The 17,276-nt window shown below is 71.3% G+C and carries 19 protein-coding genes; 12 read left to right on the top strand and 7 right to left on the bottom strand.

Annotated elements, in window-relative coordinates; genetic code table 11:
* Positions 1 to 148 precede the first annotated feature (148 nt).
* Both ACXAHD_RS26050 and ACXAHD_RS26045 read left to right on the top strand, forming a co-directional pair.
* Positions 149 to 688 (top strand): hypothetical protein, encoded by a 540-nt coding sequence (locus ACXAHD_RS26050; protein WP_281553045.1) that lies wholly within the window; start codon positions 149 to 151, stop codon positions 686 to 688.
* 124 nt (positions 689 to 812) lie between these two features.
* Positions 813 to 1,562 carry a phosphoglyceromutase gene (locus ACXAHD_RS26045; protein ID WP_233606528.1) on the top strand — a complete coding sequence of 250 codons (750 nt, stop codon included), beginning with the start codon at positions 813 to 815 and terminating at the stop codon, positions 1,560 to 1,562.
* A gap of 63 nt (positions 1,563 to 1,625) precedes the next feature.
* Here the strand turns inward: ACXAHD_RS26045 and phoU are convergent, their stop codons facing one another.
* On the bottom strand, positions 1,626 to 2,273 hold the full coding sequence (phoU, locus tag ACXAHD_RS26040; protein WP_123605756.1) for a phosphate signaling complex protein PhoU: 648 nt from the start codon (positions 2,271 to 2,273) through the stop codon (positions 1,626 to 1,628).
* A gap of 198 nt (positions 2,274 to 2,471) precedes the next feature.
* Here phoU and ACXAHD_RS26035 point away from each other — a divergent pair, with 198 nt between their 5' ends.
* Both ACXAHD_RS26035 and ACXAHD_RS26030 read left to right on the top strand, forming a co-directional pair.
* A complete protein-coding gene (locus tag ACXAHD_RS26035) occupies positions 2,472 to 3,794 on the top strand; it encodes a sensor histidine kinase (RefSeq protein ID WP_281553046.1) in 1,323 nt (440 codons plus the stop codon).
* 34 nt (positions 3,795 to 3,828) lie between these two features.
* Positions 3,829 to 4,512, top strand: coding sequence for a response regulator transcription factor (locus ACXAHD_RS26030; protein ID WP_281553047.1), 684 nt, complete (start codon positions 3,829 to 3,831; stop codon positions 4,510 to 4,512).
* 43 nt (positions 4,513 to 4,555) lie between these two features.
* Here ACXAHD_RS26030 and ACXAHD_RS26025 read toward each other — a convergent pair whose 3' ends face one another.
* On the bottom strand, positions 4,556 to 5,371 hold the full coding sequence (locus ACXAHD_RS26025) for a DUF3109 family protein (RefSeq protein ID WP_475053850.1): 816 nt from the start codon (positions 5,369 to 5,371) through the stop codon (positions 4,556 to 4,558).
* 100 nt (positions 5,372 to 5,471) lie between these two features.
* Here ACXAHD_RS26025 and ACXAHD_RS26020 point away from each other — a divergent pair, with 100 nt between their 5' ends.
* Together ACXAHD_RS26020 and ACXAHD_RS26015 are read left to right on the top strand one after the other, a co-directional pair.
* On the top strand, positions 5,472 to 6,470 hold the full coding sequence (locus tag ACXAHD_RS26020) for a Ppx/GppA phosphatase family protein (protein ID WP_281553049.1): 999 nt from the start codon (positions 5,472 to 5,474) through the stop codon (positions 6,468 to 6,470).
* A 10-nt stretch (positions 6,471 to 6,480) separates the two neighbouring features.
* Positions 6,481 to 7,320: a sugar phosphate isomerase/epimerase family protein gene (locus tag ACXAHD_RS26015; protein ID WP_281553050.1), complete on the top strand. Its 840-nt coding sequence runs from the start codon at positions 6,481 to 6,483 to the stop codon at positions 7,318 to 7,320.
* A 61-nt stretch (positions 7,321 to 7,381) separates the two neighbouring features.
* Here the strand turns inward: ACXAHD_RS26015 and ACXAHD_RS26010 are convergent, their stop codons facing one another.
* From ACXAHD_RS26010 to ACXAHD_RS26000, 3 genes are read right to left on the bottom strand one after another with little or no spacing between them, the layout of a single operon-like run.
* Complete coding sequence (locus tag ACXAHD_RS26010; protein ID WP_281553051.1) at positions 7,382 to 7,933, bottom strand: CGNR zinc finger domain-containing protein; 552 nt, start codon at positions 7,931 to 7,933, stop codon at positions 7,382 to 7,384.
* 18 nt (positions 7,934 to 7,951) lie between these two features.
* Positions 7,952 to 9,118 (bottom strand): glutathionylspermidine synthase family protein, encoded by a 1,167-nt coding sequence (locus tag ACXAHD_RS26005; RefSeq protein WP_281553052.1) that lies wholly within the window; start codon positions 9,116 to 9,118, stop codon positions 7,952 to 7,954.
* A gap of 2 nt (positions 9,119 to 9,120) precedes the next feature.
* Positions 9,121 to 9,426 (bottom strand): hypothetical protein, encoded by a 306-nt coding sequence (locus ACXAHD_RS26000; RefSeq protein WP_281553053.1) that lies wholly within the window; start codon positions 9,424 to 9,426, stop codon positions 9,121 to 9,123.
* A 74-nt stretch (positions 9,427 to 9,500) separates the two neighbouring features.
* Between ACXAHD_RS26000 and ACXAHD_RS25995 the strand changes: the two genes are divergently transcribed.
* The 6 genes from ACXAHD_RS25995 to ACXAHD_RS25970 all read left to right on the top strand — a co-directional run bounded on the left by ACXAHD_RS25995 (position 9,501) and on the right by ACXAHD_RS25970 (position 14,927).
* On the top strand, positions 9,501 to 10,421 hold the full coding sequence (locus tag ACXAHD_RS25995; RefSeq protein ID WP_281553054.1) for a proline dehydrogenase family protein: 921 nt from the start codon (positions 9,501 to 9,503) through the stop codon (positions 10,419 to 10,421).
* Between the two features lie 71 nt (positions 10,422 to 10,492).
* Positions 10,493 to 12,205: a hypothetical protein gene (locus ACXAHD_RS25990; RefSeq protein ID WP_475053840.1), complete on the top strand. Its 1,713-nt coding sequence runs from the start codon at positions 10,493 to 10,495 to the stop codon at positions 12,203 to 12,205.
* 194 nt (positions 12,206 to 12,399) lie between these two features.
* Entirely contained in the window at positions 12,400 to 12,612 is a 213-nt protein-coding gene (locus ACXAHD_RS25985; protein ID WP_123605749.1) for a helix-turn-helix domain-containing protein, read from the top strand.
* 221 nt (positions 12,613 to 12,833) lie between these two features.
* On the top strand, positions 12,834 to 12,935 hold the full coding sequence (locus ACXAHD_RS25980) for a 30S ribosomal protein bS22 (protein WP_007465623.1): 102 nt from the start codon (positions 12,834 to 12,836) through the stop codon (positions 12,933 to 12,935).
* 64 nt (positions 12,936 to 12,999) lie between these two features.
* Complete coding sequence (locus ACXAHD_RS25975; RefSeq protein WP_289212110.1) at positions 13,000 to 14,067, top strand: NAD-dependent epimerase/dehydratase family protein; 1,068 nt, start codon at positions 13,000 to 13,002, stop codon at positions 14,065 to 14,067.
* Positions 14,064 to 14,927 (top strand): lysophospholipid acyltransferase family protein, encoded by an 864-nt coding sequence (locus ACXAHD_RS25970; RefSeq protein WP_281553057.1) that lies wholly within the window; start codon positions 14,064 to 14,066, stop codon positions 14,925 to 14,927. Before ACXAHD_RS25975 ends, ACXAHD_RS25970 begins: the two co-directional genes overlap by 4 nt.
* 5 nt (positions 14,928 to 14,932) lie before the next feature.
* On the opposite strand, the gene ACXAHD_RS25965 is transcribed toward ACXAHD_RS25970, so the two are convergent.
* Positions 14,933 to 16,102, bottom strand: a complete 1,170-nt coding sequence (locus ACXAHD_RS25965) for a hypothetical protein (protein ID WP_281553058.1) — start codon at positions 16,100 to 16,102, stop codon at positions 14,933 to 14,935.
* A gap of 109 nt (positions 16,103 to 16,211) precedes the next feature.
* Complete coding sequence (locus ACXAHD_RS25960) at positions 16,212 to 17,087, bottom strand: HAD family hydrolase (RefSeq protein WP_281553059.1); 876 nt, start codon at positions 17,085 to 17,087, stop codon at positions 16,212 to 16,214.
* Positions 17,088 to 17,276 lie beyond the last annotated feature (189 nt).

Genomic DNA, 17,276 nt, shown 5'->3' with positions numbered 1-17,276 from the left:
GCCACATTACTTACGGTAACCAAGTTGGAGATCTTTCGCGTTTACGGATTGCGTTGAACCGACCTGGAAATAGTTTTGGGAAGTCCTCCAGGTCGGGCCGCAAGATCAGCAGAGCTACGACGTTCTGCGCCGGGTGGCGGCAGAGGCCGTGGACCAGCTGCAGATGGGCACCGGCATGGCCCATGTCGAGCTTCGGCTGGATCCGGAACGAGGGGCGGTACTGATGGAACTGACCGCTCGGGGCGGTGGGGACGCCATCCCAACCCTGTGGGAGCTGGCGATGGGTGTCTCCTTGGAGAAGGTGCTCATCGACGCGATCGTCACCGACGCGACGCCGGCCAGCCCAGTCGCCTCAATCCGTCGGTGGACCGGGCAGCGCTTCCTGGCGCAGCGCGCCGGGCATCTCAAGGCCGTCCATTGCGACGTCGAGGGCCTGACGCCGCACTGGTGGGGAAGTACGCTGATCCGACGCCCAGTGGAGCCGGTGGCGCTGGACGCGCCGGCTGCGGTGCACGAGACGATGATCGATGTGGAGCCGGGTGCCTATCTGGACGACGTGCGTTCCTCCAACGACCGGGTCGGTTCCATCATCGCGCATGCGCCAAGTGAGACCGAATTGCACGGTATGTTCGAACTTTGCCAGCAGGCCATCCGCCTCGAGATCGAGGCAACTCCGGAGTCCGCGTGACGGCCGAACCGCCTTTGCACCTACCTGTCGAGGCAGGCCCGACCGACCGACGGGTGAGTTCCACGTGGTGGTCGTCACCGCAGGCCGGTGAGTTCGCGACGGCCGGTTCCGGCAGGATGAGGTCATGACTGTGGGGACACTGGTGCTGCTCCGGCATGGCGAGAGCGAGTGGAACGCGAAGAACCTCTTCACCGGTTGGGTCGACGTGGATCTGACTGCCAAGGGCGAGGCCGAGGCGCGGCGTGGCGGTGAGCTGCTGGCGCAGCACAACCTGCTGCCGGACGTCGTGCACACCAGCGTGCTGCGGCGGGCCATCCGGACCAGCGAACTGGCGCTGCACACCGCGGACCGGGGCTGGATCCCGGTGCGCCGGTCGTGGCGGCTCAACGAGCGGCACTACGGTGCGCTGCAGGGCAAGAACAAGAAGCAGACCCTGGAGGAGTACGGCGAGGAGCAGTTCATGCTCTGGCGTCGCTCCTACGACACCCCGCCGCCGCCGATCGCCGACGACGACGACTGGTCGCAGGTCGGCGAGCCGCGGTACCGGGAGCTGCCGCCCGAGTTGATGCCCCGGACCGAATGCCTGGCCGACGTGGTGCGGCGGATGCTGCCGTACTGGTACGACGCGATCGTGCCGGACCTGCTCGCCGGCAAGCAGGTGCTGGTCGCGGCGCACGGCAACTCGCTGCGGGCGCTGGTGAAGCACCTCGACGGGATCTCCGACGAGGCGATCGCCAAGCTGAACATCCCGACCGGCATCCCGCTGCGCTACGACCTGGACGGCGCGCTGCGGCCGGTCAACGTCGGCGGTGACTACCTGGACCCGGACGCCGCCGCTGCCGCGGCCGCCGCGGTCGCCAACCAGGGCCGCTGAGCCGTCGGACCAGGGGTACGGGACGTTGCCCGCCCCGTACCCCTGGCCCCGGCGCCCTGGTGCTCAGTCGTTCGGGTTCACCCCGGTCACGTGGTAGACGACCCGCCGGCCGGCATTGACCGCGTGGTCGGCGTACCGCTCGTAGAACCGGCCCAGCAGCGCGCCGTCGATGGCGGTCTCCGCACCGTACGGCCAGTCCTTGCCCAGCAGCACCCGGAACAGCTTGCGGTGCAGCTCGTCCATCGCGTCGTCGTCGCTGTCGAGCTCGGCGGCGGTCTTCGCGTCCGGGGTACGCAGCACCCCGACCACCTTCGCGATCATGCGGTCGGCGACCTCGGCCATCTCCGAGAACACTCCGCGTAGCTCGGCCGGGACCGCTGGTGACGGGTGCCGCCGCAGGGCGGTCTTGGCCACGTGGTCGGCGAGGTCGCCCATCCGCTCCAACCCGGAGGCCACGTGCAGCGCGGTGATCGCCATCCGCAGGTCGGAGGCGACCGGCGCCTGCCGGGCCAGTAGATCGCTGACCCGTTCCTCCACCGTGCGGTAGAGGGCATCGATCTCGGCATCGTTGACCAGCACCAGCTCGCCGGCCTCGCGGTCGGCGGTGAGCAGCGCGCCGGTCGCCCGGCGCAGCGCCGTCTGAGCGGCTTCCGCCATCGATACCAGCAGTTCGCTGATTTCCTGCAGCTCGGCCTGGAACTCCTCGCGCATGGTGGCCTTCCGTCGTCGTGGTGGGAGGTCTCCGGTCCTGGTCCCGCCCGGTGTCGCCCACACCGTATGGCGGCTTGCCGGCACCCAGATGAACAGGGGTGAACAGAGCGGGGCGGCAGTATGAACATCTGACGATTGCGGTGAGATATGTCCTGTTCGGGTGGCTGACCAGGTTAACAATGACCCTACGATCGCCCCGTGGATTGGGCGGTTCTGGCCGGCGGTGCGGCCGTCGGCACTGGCGGCGGGCTCGTCGCCGGTCTGCTCCTGGCGCGAGCCCGGGCACGACAACTGGCATCCGCCCCGGTTGAACACCGGGGCGGGCAGCGTACGTCCAGCAACGGGAGGCCGCCGATCGTCGCGAACGACGCCGCTGCGGCACCCCCGACCCCGGACCGCAGCCTGATCGACTCGCTGGCCCGCCGGAGCCTGGACTCACTACGGGTCGGTGTGGTGGTGCTCGACGGCGCCGACCGACCGGTGCTGGTCAACCCGGCGGCCCGGGCGATGGGCATGCTCCGGGCCGGACCCACGCCGGGCAGCGTCGCCGCGCACCCGATCATCCGTACCCTGGCCGGGCAGGTCCGCCGCACCGGCGTGCGCCGCGAGGTGGAGCTCGACCTGCCCCGGGGCCGCGAAGGCGGCACCCAGGACCCGCTCGGGGTGCACCTGCGGGCCGTCGGCCTGCGCGACAACCACGTGGCGGTCGAAGCCGCCGACGTCACCGAGTCGCACCGGGTGGCCAGGGTCCGCCGGGACTTCGTCGCCAACGTCAGCCATGAGCTGAAGACCCCGATCGGTGCCCTGCAGTTGCTCGCCGAGGCGTTGCTGGACGCCACCGATCCGGACAGCGCGGTCACCGACCCGACCGATGACGTGGCCGCCGCCCGCCGGTTCGCCGAACGGATTCAGCACGAGTCGACCCGGCTCGGCCGGCTGGTCAACGAGCTGCTCGAACTCACCCGGCTGCAGGGGGCCGAGCCGCTGCCGGCGCCCGACCCGATCGCCGTCGACTGGGTGCTCGCCGAGGTCGTGGACCGGACCCGTACCCCGGCTGCGGCCCGCCGGGTCGAGGTGGCGGTGGCGGGCGAACGCGGGCTGACCGTGTACGGTCGTGACAGCCAGATCGCCACCGCGTTGGCGAACCTGGTGGAGAACGCGATCGCCTACTCCGGTGAGGACACCCGGGTCACGGTGACCGTCACCCGGGTCGATGGCTTCGTCGACATCGCCGTCGCGGACCAGGGCATCGGCATCGCCCCCGACGAGGTCGACCGGATCTTCGAACGGTTCTACCGGGCCGACCAGGCGCGCTCACGCAGCACCGGCGGCACCGGGCTGGGCCTGGCCATCGTCAAGCACATCGTCACCAACCATGGCGGTCGGGTCGAGGTGTCCAGCACGCTGGGTGGAGGGTCGACGTTCACGCTGCGGCTGCCTGCCAGCCCGCCGGACGCCGCACTGCCGCTACCCGAATCGGTTGAGATCGACACCGGTCCGGCCGCGCACGAGCAGGTCTGAGCGGATCAGGCCGGACACAGGGAAGGAACGACAAGTGGCCCGGGTACTCGTGGTGGAGGACGAGGAGTCCTTCTCCGACGCGCTCTCCTACATGCTGCGCAAAGAGGGGTTCGAGGTGTCGGTGGCGCCAACCGGCACCGACGCGCTCACCGAATTCGACCGCACCGGAGCGGACATCGTGCTGCTCGACCTGATGCTGCCCGAGATGTCCGGCACCGAGGTCTGCCGTGAACTGCGGCAACGCTCGCGGGTGCCGATCATCATGGTGACTGCCCGGGACAGCGAGATCGACAAGGTGGTGGGCCTGGAGATCGGCGCCGACGACTACGTCACCAAGCCGTACTCGCCCCGGGAACTGGTCGCCCGGATCCGGGCGGTGCTGCGCCGACAGAGCACCGAGGTGATCGAGCCGTCCACCGCGACGCTGACCGCCGGACCGGTCCGGATGGATGTCGAGCGGCACGTGGTGACCGTCGGCGGGGACTCGGTCCAGCTGCCGCTGAAGGAGTTCGAGCTGCTCGAGCTGCTGCTGCGCAACGCCGGCCGGGTGCTCACCCGGGGGCAGCTGATCGACCGGGTGTGGGGTGCCGACTACGTCGGTGACACCAAGACCCTCGATGTGCACGTCAAGCGGCTGCGTTCCAAGATCGAACCGGAGCCGTCGGCGCCGCGCTTCATCGTCACCGTGCGCGGGCTGGGCTACAAGTTCGAGTCCTGACCAGATGTTGGGGCCTGTGCCGGTGCCGCCGGTCGCGTCGGTGTCACTCCGACCGGCGGGCGTTCGGCGTCCGCCGACGCGGCGTGGCCGGGTGCGCTGCCACCAGGCCGCGCCGGGCCCGTGCCGCGCACAGCTCGGCCAGGCGGGCGTACGCCGCCTTGCCGACCAGCGCGGTCAGCTCCGGCTCGTACGACCGGTACATTGGCTCGCCCCCGACGTGCGCCTCCGGCGACGAGGTGCACCACCAGTCCAGGTCGTGCCCACCGGCACCCCAGCCCCGCCGGTCGAACTCGGTCAGCGTGGAGACCAGCACCTTGCTGCCGTCCGGACGCTTGGTCCACTCCTGGTCCCGGCGGATCGGCAACTGCCAGCAGACGTCCGGCTTGTACTCCAGCGGATGCACCCCGTCGCGCAGCGCCTGGGCGTGCAGCGCGCAGCCCCCGCCGCCGGGGAAGTCGGCGTCGTTGTGGAACACGCACGGCCCGTCGGCGCTGCGGGTGGCGGTCCGCCGCGCCGGATTCCTACCGTCGACGGTGTCCATCTCGGTGTAGTTCTTGAACCCGCGCCGGTAGTGCTGCCAGGTCTGCGGGGTGAGCCGCTTCGCAGCCGACTTGACCCGGTTCTCGTCGTCGCTGTCGGTGAAGAAGGCACCGTGCGAACAGCAGCCGTCCCCGGCCCGCCCGGCGATGATGCCGTGGCAGGACCCACCGAACACACAGGTCCAGCGGGACAGCAACCAGGTCAGGTCGGCCCGGACCAGATGCGCGGCGTCGGCCGGGTCGACGAACTCGATCCACTCACGGGGAAAGTCCAGCTCGACCTCCCGACTGCGGGGGTCGGCCGGGGTCTCGACCAGGATCCGGAGCTCGTCACGGGGTGCCACCCGGCCAGCGTACGCCTGCCACCTGCGGCGGAACGGGCAAGCGGGTCGGTACGCCGGGTTGGCCTAGGGTGATCACATGCGACTGGGTGTGCTCGACGTCGGTTCCAACACCGTGCATCTGCTCGTGGTGGACGCACACCCCGGCGCCCACCCGTGGCCGGCACACTCGGAGAAGTCGCTGCTGCGGCTCGCCGAACAGATCGGACCGGACGGCGCGCTCACCCCGGCCGGGGCGGACGCCCTGGTCGAAGCGGTGGCCGCCGCGCGGGCCGCAGCCGACCACTGGCAGACCAGCGACCTGATCGCGTTCGCCACCTCGGCGGTGCGCGACGCCACCAATTCGGCGGCGGTGCTGGCCCGGGTCCGCGCCGAGACCGGCGTGCACCTGCAGGTGCTCTCCGGCGCCGACGAGGCCCGGATGACCTTCCTCGCGGTCCGCCGCTGGTTCGGCTGGTCCGCCGGCCGGCTGCTGGTGCTGGACATCGGCGGCGGCTCCCTGGAACTGGCCGCCGGGGTCGACGAGGAGCCGCACCTGGCCCAGTCGCTGCCGCTCGGGGCCGGCCGGTTGACCCGGGAACGACTCGGGGTCACCCCGTTCACTGTCAGCCCACCGGCCGCACAGTTCGTCACCGACCTGCGGGAGTACGTCGACGCCCAGGTGCAGACGATGGTTCCGCTGCTGCAGGCGCAGGGCTGGGACCGGGCGGTCGGCACCTCCAAGACGTTCCGCACCCTGGCCCGGCTGACCGGGGCCGCGCCGTCCAGCGCCGGGCTGTGGGCACCCCGGCGGCTGACCCGTACCGGGCTGCGTCAGGTGACCGGGTTCATCCGCCACATCCCGCCCGCCGAGTTGCACGAACTCGAAGGGGTCAGCGCCAGCCGGGGGCATCAGTTGCTGGCGGGGGCGGTGGTGGCCGAGTCGGTCATGCGGCAGTTGGGCATCGAGTCGCTGGACATCTGTCCGTGGGCGCTGCGGGAAGGGGTGATCCTGCGCCGGATGGCTCAATTGGAGCTGATCTCTGCCGGTGACCTTGGCATGGTCACCGATCCGGCAGGTCTGCGCCGGCCGGGCTAGGCTGGGCGACGTGACCTCCGCGGTACCCGTGCTGCTCTCCAGCTCATCGGTGTTTCCCGAGCCGACGGCGGCCGCCTTCGAGCTGGCCGCCGCGCTCGGCTACGACGGCATCGAGGTGATGGTCTGGACCGATGCGGTCAGCCAGGACGCTGGCGCGCTGCGTGGGCTCGCCGCGCACTACGGTGTGCCGGTACTCGCTGTGCATGCCCCCTGCCTGCTGGTCACCCAGCGGGTCTGGAGCTCCGACCCGTGGGAACGACTGCGCCGCTCGGCCGTACTGGCCGAGACGCTCGGCGCGCCGACCGTCGTGGTGCATCCACCGTTCAGCTGGCAACGCGACTACGCCCGTACCTTCGCCGACGGGCTGCGTACCCTGCGCGACGCCCACCCACAGGTGCGGTTCGCGGTGGAGAACATGTTCCCGGTCCGGATGGCCGGCCGTGAGTTCGTCCCGTATCAGCCCGGCTGGGATCCGACCGAGGTCGGCTACGACGCGTACACCCTCGACCTGTCGCACTGCGCCGCGTCGCGGGCCGACGCACTGGCCCTCGCCGCCGCGATGGGCGACCGCCTGGAGCACGTGCACCTCGGCGACGGCAGCGGCCTCGGCCGCGACGAGCATCTGGTCCCCGGCCGGGGCAACCAGCCGTGCGGCGAGCTGCTCAGCTCGCTGGCCGGCAACGGCTTCCGGGGCGCGGTGGCGGTCGAGGTCGCCACCCGCGGCGCCCGCAGCCGTACGGTGCGCGAGGCCGACCTGCGCGAGTCGTTGGCGTTCGCCCGCCGGCACCTGGCCACCATCGACGGCGGCAGCCCCGGCTGGTCGGCGACCGTCGACCAGCCGGCCGGCTGAGCCGGAAAGACTGGCCGGCTGGGCCGGAGGAAACTGGCCGGCTGGAGTCGGGGAACACCGGTCAGCTGACCGGCAGCAGCGGCTTGTCCTCGACGGCGGCGCGCTTGCGGGCCCGGTGCGCGGCCACGTGCGAACGGGTGGCGCAGCGCTCCGAGCAGAACCGCCGGCAGCAGTTCGACGACGTGTCCAGGTAGACGTTGCCGCAGCGGGCGTCAGCGCAGACGCCGAAGCGGGCACTGCCGTACTCGCACAGCCAGACCGACAGCCCCCACACCGCCCCGGCCAGATACTCGGCGCTGACCGAGGCTCCCCGGCCGGTCACGTGCATGTGCCAGTCGTTGGAGTCGTGGCCGGAGATTCGCGGCTGCACCGGAAACGCCGCGAGCAGCGAGTTGAGCTCGGCGACCGCGTCGGCATCGCGTCCGGTGGTGCCGTACTCGAAGACATCCCGCAGGCGTCTAGCGGCCCGCCGGAACACCGTCAGGTCGCGGTCACAGACCTCGTCGCACATCCAGACGTGGTCGCCGTGGAACAGCGCCCTCAGGTCGTCGAGGTCAGCCAACGGGGAGTTGACCAGATCAACTGCGGTCCGCGCGTAGGCGTCGAAGTCCACCTGACAACCGTAGACGATTCAGATCGCCCGGTGGGCGGCCACGTAGTGCGGCAGAAACCGGGCGTACCCGTCGGTTATCAATCCGGAACTCTCCCGCAACCCGGCACCGGCGGACTCGCCGTCCACCACCCAGCTGCCCAGCACCAGATGGTTGTCGTCGAACGCCGGCAGCGCCCGGAACTCCTGGTAGCACCAGCCTTCGGCGCCGTAGTCGCCCGGATTCCCGATCTCGCCGCCTGCGGTCACGATCCGTACCCCCGCGCCTTCCCGGCCGAGCAGCGGCTTGGCGACGTACTCCGACATCCCGCGCGGTCCGTCCAGGTACGCCGGCAGTAGGTACGGGTGGTCCGGAAACAGCTCCCAGAGCACCGCCAGTAGTGCCTTGTTCGACAGCAGCAGCTTCCAGGCCGGCTCGATCCAGGTGGTCGGGGTGCCCGGTTCGAGCGCCAACCGACCGTACGGCTCGGCCAGCATCCACTCCCACGGGTAGAGCTTGAAGCAGGTGGTAATCGGCCGGTCGGCGGCGTCAACGAAGCGCCGGCCGTCCCAGCCGACGTCCAGCATCGGCAGCAGCTCGGCGGTCAGCCCGGCCTGCCGGGCGGTCTCGGCGAGGTAGCCGGCGGTCATCAGATCCTCGCCGGTCTCCTCCTCGCTCGACCAGGTGACGTGCAGCGTCGGGTGGTACATCCCGGCCTTGATCTGCGCCCAGCCCGCCACCAGCCGTTCGTGCAGGCTGTTCCACTGGTCGAGCTGCGGTCGGGTGTCCTCCAGCCAGTACCACTGCACGATCGCGGCTTCGACCAGGGCGGTGGGGGTGTCGGCGTTGTACTCCAGCAGCTTCGGCGGCCAGGAGCCGTCGTACCAGAGGTCGAATCGGCCGTACAGACTCGGTGGCCGCTCGCGCAACGACCGGGCGACGGCGTCGGCGGCCCACGCCGGAATGCCGAAGTCGGCGTACCGCCGGTGCGTCACCACGTGCTCGGCCGCCGTCGCCGCCATCCGGTGCAGCTCCTCGGTCGCCTCCTCCAGTCGCAGCACCTCCGGCAGGTCGAAGGCGTAGCAGGCGGATTCGTCCCAGTAGGACATCACCGAGCCGTTGGGCAGTTCGGTGTCGGCGTAGACCAGGCCCTGCTGCCGTACCGTCGCGTCCCAGTCCGGCCGGGGCCGGCAGGTTTCGCGCCGCACGCTCAGCCGCCGCAGGAGGCGAGGTGGGTGCCGAACCCGCCTCGGTCGGGGACAGCCGCGGCGGTCCCGGCCGCAGCTTCCGGCGCGGTACGGGCGACGACCACCCCGGCACCGCCCGCGGCCATCGCCAGCACCGTCGTGCCGTCGCCGGAGCCGGAACCCATCGACCGGTCGTCGTCGCAGTCGTCGTCCGGGACCAGGTTGCAGCCGGAGAGGGAGAGCGCCAGCGCGGTCAGCGCGCCGAGTTGGACGCTGGTCGACCGGAGCCGGCGCGGGGAGATCTTGTCCACAGCACTGTTGTAGCTCACCGATGCACGCCCTGCGTCGCCGGACCTCGGCCACTGACCGGGCCGGTCGTCGTCAAGGGCGATACCCTCGCCCTATGCTTCGCTCGGTCATCCTCGCCGCGTCCCGGTCGACCACGATCGAACGGCTGGTCGCCGCCGCCCCGTTCAGCCGTGACGTGGTACGCCGATTTGTCGGCGGCACCACGATCGACGCGGCGTTGACCGCCGCGGCCGAGCTGACTGGTGCCGGCCTGGTTATCAGCATCGACCACCTCGGCGAGGACACCACCACCGCTGAGCAGGCCAGCGCGGTGCGGGCGGAGTACCTGGCCCTGCTCGACGCGCTGGACCGGGCCGGTCTCGCTGCTGGTGCCGACGTCAGCGTGAAACTCTCCGCGCTCGGACAGCGGTTCGACGAGCCGGCGGCGACCGAGCACGCCCGCGCGATCTGCGCGGCGGCGGCCGCCGCCGGTGGCACCGTCACCCTCGACATGGAGGACCACACCACCACCGACTCGACGCTGGACATCCTGCAGAGGCTGCGTGCCGACCATCCATCCACCGGTGCGGTGCTGCAGGCGTACCTGCGGCGTACCGAGGCGGACTGCCGGGAGTTGGCCACCGCCGGTTCCCGGGTGCGGCTGTGCAAGGGTGCGTACGCGGAGCCGGAGTCGGTCGCCTACCAGTCGGCGATCGACGTCGACAAGTCCTTCGTACGGTGCCTCAACATCCTGTTCTCCGGTGCCGGCTACCCGATGCTGGCCACCCACGACCCGCGCCTGATCGCGATCGCCGAGGACCGGGCCCGCTGGTTCGACCGGGCGCCGGAGGAGTTCGAGTTCCAGATGCTGTACGGGGTTCGACCGGCCGAACAGGCCCGGCTCGCGGGGGAGGGCTACACCATGCGGGTCTACCTGCCCTACGGCACCGACTGGTACGGCTACCTGATGCGCAGGCTGGCCGAACGCCCGGCCAACGTGGCGTTTCTCGGCCGGGCGCTGCGCTCCCGCGACTGACGTCGGCACCCTGTGTCGCCGCTCAACCCGGGCTGGACCGGGATGGTTCCCGTCCCCGTATCATTCGGCGGGTGACCGACCGGCAGGACTCCGTACCGACCGACCAGCCGGACCCGGACGGATCGGCGGATCAGCGAGAGCCGGACAGTTCGGCGCAGCGGCCGGAGCCCGATCAGCGAGAGCCGGACGGATTGACGCAGCGGCCGGAGTCCGATGGATCGGACGAACCGGACTCGTCGCCGACGGACCAGCCGGACCAGCCGGACCAGCCGGATCCCACGCCAGTCCCGGTGACCCCGCCGCCGGAGCGGCGCTGGTCGCTCTGGCCGGTGCTCGGCATCGTCGCGACGGTGTTGTTCTGCGCCGTGCCGGTGGTCGGTGCGGTGGCGCTGATCGACCGGTTGCCCAGCCCGGAACCACCGGTGATCGAACCGACGGTCACCCCGCAGACCGGGCCGCCGGCCAGCCCTGCGCCGGGCGATCCGCCGGCCGCCACCCAGGCCTGGCTGCGTACTCAGATCAACGCCCTGCTCGACCAGCAGGCCGCCGCGCTGATCGCCGGCGACGAACGGGGGTTCCTCGCGGTCGCCGAACCCGGCTCGGCCGCCCACGACGATCTGGCCCGCCAGTTCCAGACCCTGCGCGCGATGCAGGTGACGGCGTGGCGCCCGTCGGTCAGTACGCTGCCGGTCGAATTCGCCCCGACCGCCGCCACGCCCACGCCAGCGGCCACCGGGTCGGCCACCCCCACACTCGCGACGACGACGACCGCCACGACCGCCACGACCGCCACGACCGCCACGCCCACTGCCGCGCCGACGACAACGGTCACTGCGGGCCCGTCACCGGCACCGGCCACCCCGGCGCCGACCGGCCCGGCGGCGCTCGGCACCGAGTGGCGGCTGCTGGTCAGCTACCAGCACTGCTTCGTGGTGCCGTCCTGCGAGACCAGCGAGGTGGTGGTCGGTCAGCGCTGGAGCACCAAGGGTGGACGGCTGCGCCTCGTCGCGGTCGAGCCGTCGCTGACCCTGCAGGACGGGCCCCGGCCCTGGGAGGTCAGTGAACTGGTCGTCGCGACCGGCAACCGGACCCTGGTGGCAACCACCCCACAGCACCGGGATCTGCTGCCCGACCTGCTGCGTGACGCCGAGGAGGCAGCGGCGGTCGCGGACCGGTACGCGGTCTCCGGCACCGCCCCGGACCGGTACCGGGTCTTCTACGCCGGCTCCGACGAATGGGGCAGCTGGTACGGCGGGGACCGTCCGGACTGGACCGCCGGGTACGCGGTGGCGGTCGGCGGCGGACACTACGAGATCGTGCTCAACGGCACGAACCTACGCGACGTGCTCCGGCCGGACCTGCTGCGTCACGAGTTGACCCACGCCGCGTCTCTGCCGGACGGCGGGAACCGGGAGCGGGCCGCCTGGTGGTTGATCGAAGGACTGGCGGAGCACGCCGCAGCCGGCGGCCGGCCGGTGGTCCGCTACGAAGGGCTGGACGACGTCCGCCGGCTGGTCCTGGAACAGGACTGGCAGGGGCCGCTGAGCAGCGTCGAGCCGACTGCGGACGCCGAGGACTGGCAAGTCGGTGCCGGGTACGGGGTGGGCTACCTGGCGGTCCGGCACCTGGTCGACCGGTTCGGCGAGGAGCGGACGTTGGCGTTCTTCCGCGCCGTGGTGCACGACGGCGTGGGTCTCGACGAGGCCGCCCGGACCCAGTTCGGTGAGTCCTGGGAGGGCCTGCAGGAGGCGTGCGTCGACTACGTCCGGCGGGCGGTCGGCTGAGCCGTCACCCGTCGCGTCGTGCCGGTAGCCCGTACGGGTGTTGGCCGCCCTGCCGCAGGCATCAAATGACGGAACGGATCGCGCCGGTCACAGTGACCCCGTTACCGTACTGGTAACACGTGCGTTGTCCGTCGCGGCGCGGAAGGGTCCCGCTGGGCGGCACGCGCCGGGGAAATGGGATGGATTGGTGAACCATGGCAGGATCACCACAGTCCGAGGACAGGCTGTCGGAGGTCAAGTTCCTGACCGTCGCCGAGGTGGCGAGGGTGATGCGGGTGTCCAAGATGACCGTCTATCGACTCGTGCACTCCGGTGAACTCTCCGCGGTACGGGTCGGCCGGTCGTTCCGGGTGCCGGAACACGCGGTGCACGAGTACCTGCGAGGGGCTTTCCGGGAAACCGCCTAGCGGGTATCCGGAGACGCCCGGCACCGACGCGTCCCCCGGCTGGCGCCGGGGCCGCGTTGGTGCTGATGACACGCGCGGGCTAGGCTTGACGCCGGCCGTGCCGTCGCATGCGCGGGTGAGTCCGCCCGCCGGCCCGGCCGGTTGTCCAGTTCGGCCCACGCGTCAGCCACACCGCACGCTGCGCACGGGCCGACCCGAACGTTCGTTGGAAAGGCTTTCGTATGGGCTCGGTGGTCAAGAAGCGCCGCAAGCGTATGGCCAAGAAGAAGCACCGCAAGCTGCTGCGCAAGACCCGCGTCCAGCGTCGACGTCTCGGCAAGTGACCGTGGCCGGGCCCAGGCCCGGCTTAGCGACGCTCCGGTCACCCGCCAGCACTTGGAAGGCCGTATGGTGAGGTCCCCGACCGTGGTGGTAACCGGGACGAGCCGATTCATCGGCGCCCGGGTCGCCGGTCGACTCGCCGCCGACCCCCGGGTCGGCCGGGTCGTCGGGCTGGACACTGCCACACCGGCGCCGGATTTCGCGGACCTGTTGCGCGACGTCGACCAGGTCCGCGCCGACGCTGGCGCGGCCAGCGGCATCATCGCGGACCTCAATGCGTCAGCCGTCGTGCACCTGGCCGTCGTCAGTGGACCGGACCAGCAGTACGGCGGCCGCGCCGCGATGAAGGAACAGAACGTCATCGGCACCATGCAGCTGCTCGCCGCCTGCCAGCGGGCCTCCGGTCTGCGCAAGCTGGTGGTGCGGTCGTCGACGGCGGCCTACGGTGCCTCGTTCCGCGATCCGGCGGTCTTCACGGAGGAGACTGAGCCCCGCGAGGTGCCGCGCGGCGGGTTCGCCCGCGACATTCTGGATATCGAGGCGTACGTGCGAGGCTTCCGCCGCCGCCGGCCCGACGTCACCGCCACGGTGCTGCGCTTCGCCCCGTTCATCGGCTCGACCGCCGAGACCAGTCTGACCCGCTACTTCGCCCAGCCGCTGGTGCCGACCGTCTTCGGCCGGGACCCCCGGCTGCAGTTCGTGCACGTCGACGACGCACTCGAGGTGCTGCACCGGGCGGTGGTGGAGGACCGGCCCGGCACGTTCAACGTCGCCGGGCCGGGCGTGCTCACCCTCTCCCAGGCGATCCGGCGGGCCGGCCGGGTCGCCGTACCGGTGCTGGAGCCGGGACTGTCCGGTGCCGCCGGCGTCACCCGGGCCTTCGGTGTCGGGCGCTACGGGTTCGACCAGATCGACCTGTTCGTCCACGGCCGGGTGGTCGACACCTCCCGGTTGATCCGCGAGTTCGGTTTCGAACCGCGGTCGACGCAGGCCGCCTTCGACGATTTCCTGCGCGCCCACCCGGACGGTGCGCTGCTCGCCGGCGACCGGCTGGCCGCCGCCGAGCAGGCGATCCTGGACGGCATCCGCCGGGTCCGCGCCGCCCACGCCGGCGATCAGCGGGAACTGGCATGACCGTGCCGGACCGACCCGGCGACGTCTGGGATCAGCGGGTGGCCGCCGGCCTGGCGTTTCTGCGCCGCCGGTTGGCCGGCGAGTACGAGGTGGACGAGTTCGGCTTCGATCCCGATCTCACCGAAGGCGTGTTCCTGCCGGTGCTGCGGGCGCTCTACCGCGAGTGGTTCCGCACCGAGGTGTCCGGGGTCGAACACCTGCCGGTGGACGGTGCCGGGCTCGTGGTCGGCAACCACTCCGGCACGGTCGCGCTGGACGCGGCCGTGCTCACCGCGATCCTGCACGACGAGCATCCGCGGCACCGGCACCTGCGGCTGCTCAGCGCCGACCTGGTCTTCCGGTTGCCGTTCCTGTCCGAACTGACCCGCAAGTTCGGCGGCACCGTGGCCTGCAACCCGGACGCCGAGCGGTTGCTCGGTGGCGGGGAACTGGTCGGGGTCTTCCCGGAGGGTTTCAAGGGAGTCGGTAAGCCGTACTCGCAGCGTTACAAACTGCAACGGTTCGGTCGGGGTGGGTTCGTCTCGGCGGCTATCCGTACCGGATCGCCGATCGTTCCGGTGGCGATCGTCGGCGCCGAGGAGACCTATCCGATGCTGGCGAACATCGCCCCGCTCGCCCGGATTCTCGGCCTGCCGTACTTCCCGGTGACGCCGACGTTCCCGTGGCTGGGGCCGCTCGGCCTGGTGCCGTTGCCGAGCAAGTGGCTGATCGAGTTCTGCCCGCCGATCCCGACCACCCGGTTCGCCGACCACGCCGATGACCCGCTGGTCGTGTTCAACCTGGCCGACCAGGTGCGGGAGACGATCCAGCAGGCCCTGCACCGGCTGTTGGACCGCCGGCCGGACCCGTTCGGCCGGTGAGCCGGTCAGTCCGTCAAGCTTCGCAGATCCAGCACCTGCCAGGAGGCGGCGCTGTCGTCGCCGACCGACCACCACAGCACACCACCCCGGCAGAGCACCATGCCCACGTCGTCGCTCACCACGACTGCCTCGTCGCGCTGCAGGTCGTAGATGATCAACTGCTGCGAGTTGGTCAGTGAGGTGGGTGCCGACGACAGCGACAGCACCTCGAACCGGTCCAGCACGGCGACGTCGATGGTGCTGGCGGTCACCGTGCCGTCGCCGATGCGCCGACGGTCCGTACCGTCCGGGCGCATCAGGTCGATGCGGCCCGGACCGTCCGCCGCCAGCACCAGCACCCGGCACCAGGTGGGTCCGCAGGTGACCAGCTCGGTCGGGCCGGCGGGAACGTCGGTGATCCGGCGTTCGACCACATCACGGACCCGGATCGGGCCGGTCTCGCCGCTGCCGGCGCTGACCATCGTCGGCCATCTGGACAACGCCCAGGCACCCGGATCGGTGCGAACGGTCACTTCGCCGCCGGCCAGCGGGACCGACCGCAACTCGGTCGCCGGCTCGGTGCCGGGTGCGACGGCGACCCAGTACAGACTGCCTTCGTTGATCACCATGTCGTACTGGGAGTTGAAGAAGACCACGTCGCCGGTGTCGGTGCTGAGCCGGCGTGGCTCGCCGTCGTCGGCCAGGCTGGCGGCCCACATCTCGGTCCGCCCCCGGCCGTCCTCGTCCGCGACCGACTCGGACCAGGCGAGCGTGTCCCCGTTGGTGGTGAACCCACCGAACTGCGGGGTAGCGCCGAGCGGGAGCCGGCGCAGTTCCCGTACCGATCCGTCGGCGGCCCGCACGACCAGCCGCAGCGCGGTGCCGTCCGGGCTCGGCGCGGTGCCGACCGAGGTGCCGCCGTCGAGGAACAGCACCGGGCTGTACGCCGGCCCGTCGGCGAGGTTGGCGGGTACCTCGGTGATCTCGGCCGCCGGCCAGACCTCGGCGACGGTACGCAGGCGGCCCGGCTCGTCCGCGCTGGTCGTCGGGCCGGCCTGTGGCAACACGACCAGCAGGACCGCAGCTGCCAGCGCGCCGGCCAGTCCGGCCAGATGCCACGGACGGTGGCGGCGGTGCCGGCCTGGCGGGTGGCTGGGCGCCCCGGTCGACTCGACCGGGCGTGCGGTGACCGTCACACCGATGCCTTCCTGATCCGATGCCGGCGTCGCCAGCCCGGGTGGGCCGATCGCCGCCCCCGGGTGGGCGCTAGGTCCGGCCCGGGTGGGCCGGTTGCCGCTGTCCTGGTCAGCCGGTTGCCCGGCGGCGACGGATGGCCAGGCCGGCCGTCACCGCGCCGACCAGGAAACCGGCGGCGACCGTCGACGGTACCGCGATCCGCGCCGCCCTGCGACCGGTCCGGAAGTCCCGGACCTGCCAGCCCAGGTCCCGTGCCTGGCGGCGCAGTGCGGTGTCCGGGTTGACCGCGACCGGGTGTCCGACGGCGGTGAGCATCGGCAGGTCGTTGGCGGAGTCGCTGTACGCGCTGCAGCGGGCGAGGTCGAGCCCTTCGACTGCGGCGAGCTGCAGGACCGCCTCGGCCTTCGCCGGGCCGTGCATCAGTTCGCCGGCCAGCCGACCGGTGTACGCACCGTTGACGACCTCGGCGACCGTACCGAGCGCACCGGTCAACCCGAGACGCTGGGCGATCACCCGGCCGACCTCGACCGGAGTCGCGCTGACCAGCCACACCCGTTGTCCGGCGTCGAGGTGCAGCTGCGCCAGGGCCCGGCTGCCGGGCCAGATCCGCGACGCCATCAACTCGTCGAAGATCTCCTCGGTGAGGCGTTCCACGTCGCTGACCCGCCAGCCGGCGACGAACGCCAGGGCCGCCTCCCGGGCATGCGACATGTCCCCGGCGTGTTCCGCGGCGAGCAGCCGGAACCGCGCCTGCCGCCAGGCGAACTGGGCGAGGTCGGCGGTGGTGAAGTAGTTGCGGGCGGCCAGGCCACGCGCCAGCCAGTAGATCGACGCACCACGCAGCATGGTGTTGTCGACGTCGAAGAACGCCGCTGCCTGGTGGTCAGGGGCCACCGGTGTCGTGGCTGCCAGCCCGGTGGTCGCCCAACCCGTGGTGTGACCGGCAGCGTCCGTACTGATGGTCACCTTGCGGGTGCGGGGCACGCCGGCATCACTCTCCCGTCGGGCGGCGCCACCGGCCCGGTCAGGTCACCGGTCAGCGGCCGGGTTGTCCTTGACCGCCGGGCGCGGGCCCGGCAGATCCGGCTCGGTGGCCTGAAAGCCCTCTCGCTCTTCTCTCATCTTCTTCCTCTTGTCTTTTTTCCTATCGACGTCTGATTCCTGTTCTCCCCG

Source organism: Micromonospora sp. ABR4_055 (genome assembly GCF_056160425.1).
This window is presented reverse-complemented; position numbering and strand designations above follow the sequence as displayed.

Coding starts and splice junctions, on each gene's coding strand:
- ACXAHD_RS26045 (WP_233606528.1), top strand. CDS start 813: ATGACTGTGGGGACACTGGTGCTGCTCCGGCATGGCGAGAGCGAGTGG.
- ACXAHD_RS25980 (WP_007465623.1), top strand. CDS start 12,834: ATGGGCTCGGTGGTCAAGAAGCGCCGCAAGCGTATGGCCAAGAAGAAG.
- ACXAHD_RS25975 (WP_289212110.1), top strand. CDS start 13,000: ATGGTGAGGTCCCCGACCGTGGTGGTAACCGGGACGAGCCGATTCATC.
- ACXAHD_RS25995 (WP_281553054.1), top strand. CDS start 9,501: ATGCTTCGCTCGGTCATCCTCGCCGCGTCCCGGTCGACCACGATCGAA.
- ACXAHD_RS26020 (WP_281553049.1), top strand. CDS start 5,472: ATGCGACTGGGTGTGCTCGACGTCGGTTCCAACACCGTGCATCTGCTC.
- ACXAHD_RS25970 (WP_281553057.1), top strand. CDS start 14,064: ATGACCGTGCCGGACCGACCCGGCGACGTCTGGGATCAGCGGGTGGCC.
- ACXAHD_RS25985 (WP_123605749.1), top strand. CDS start 12,400: ATGGCAGGATCACCACAGTCCGAGGACAGGCTGTCGGAGGTCAAGTTC.
- phoU (WP_123605756.1), bottom strand. CDS start 2,273: ATGCGCGAGGAGTTCCAGGCCGAGCTGCAGGAAATCAGCGAACTGCTG.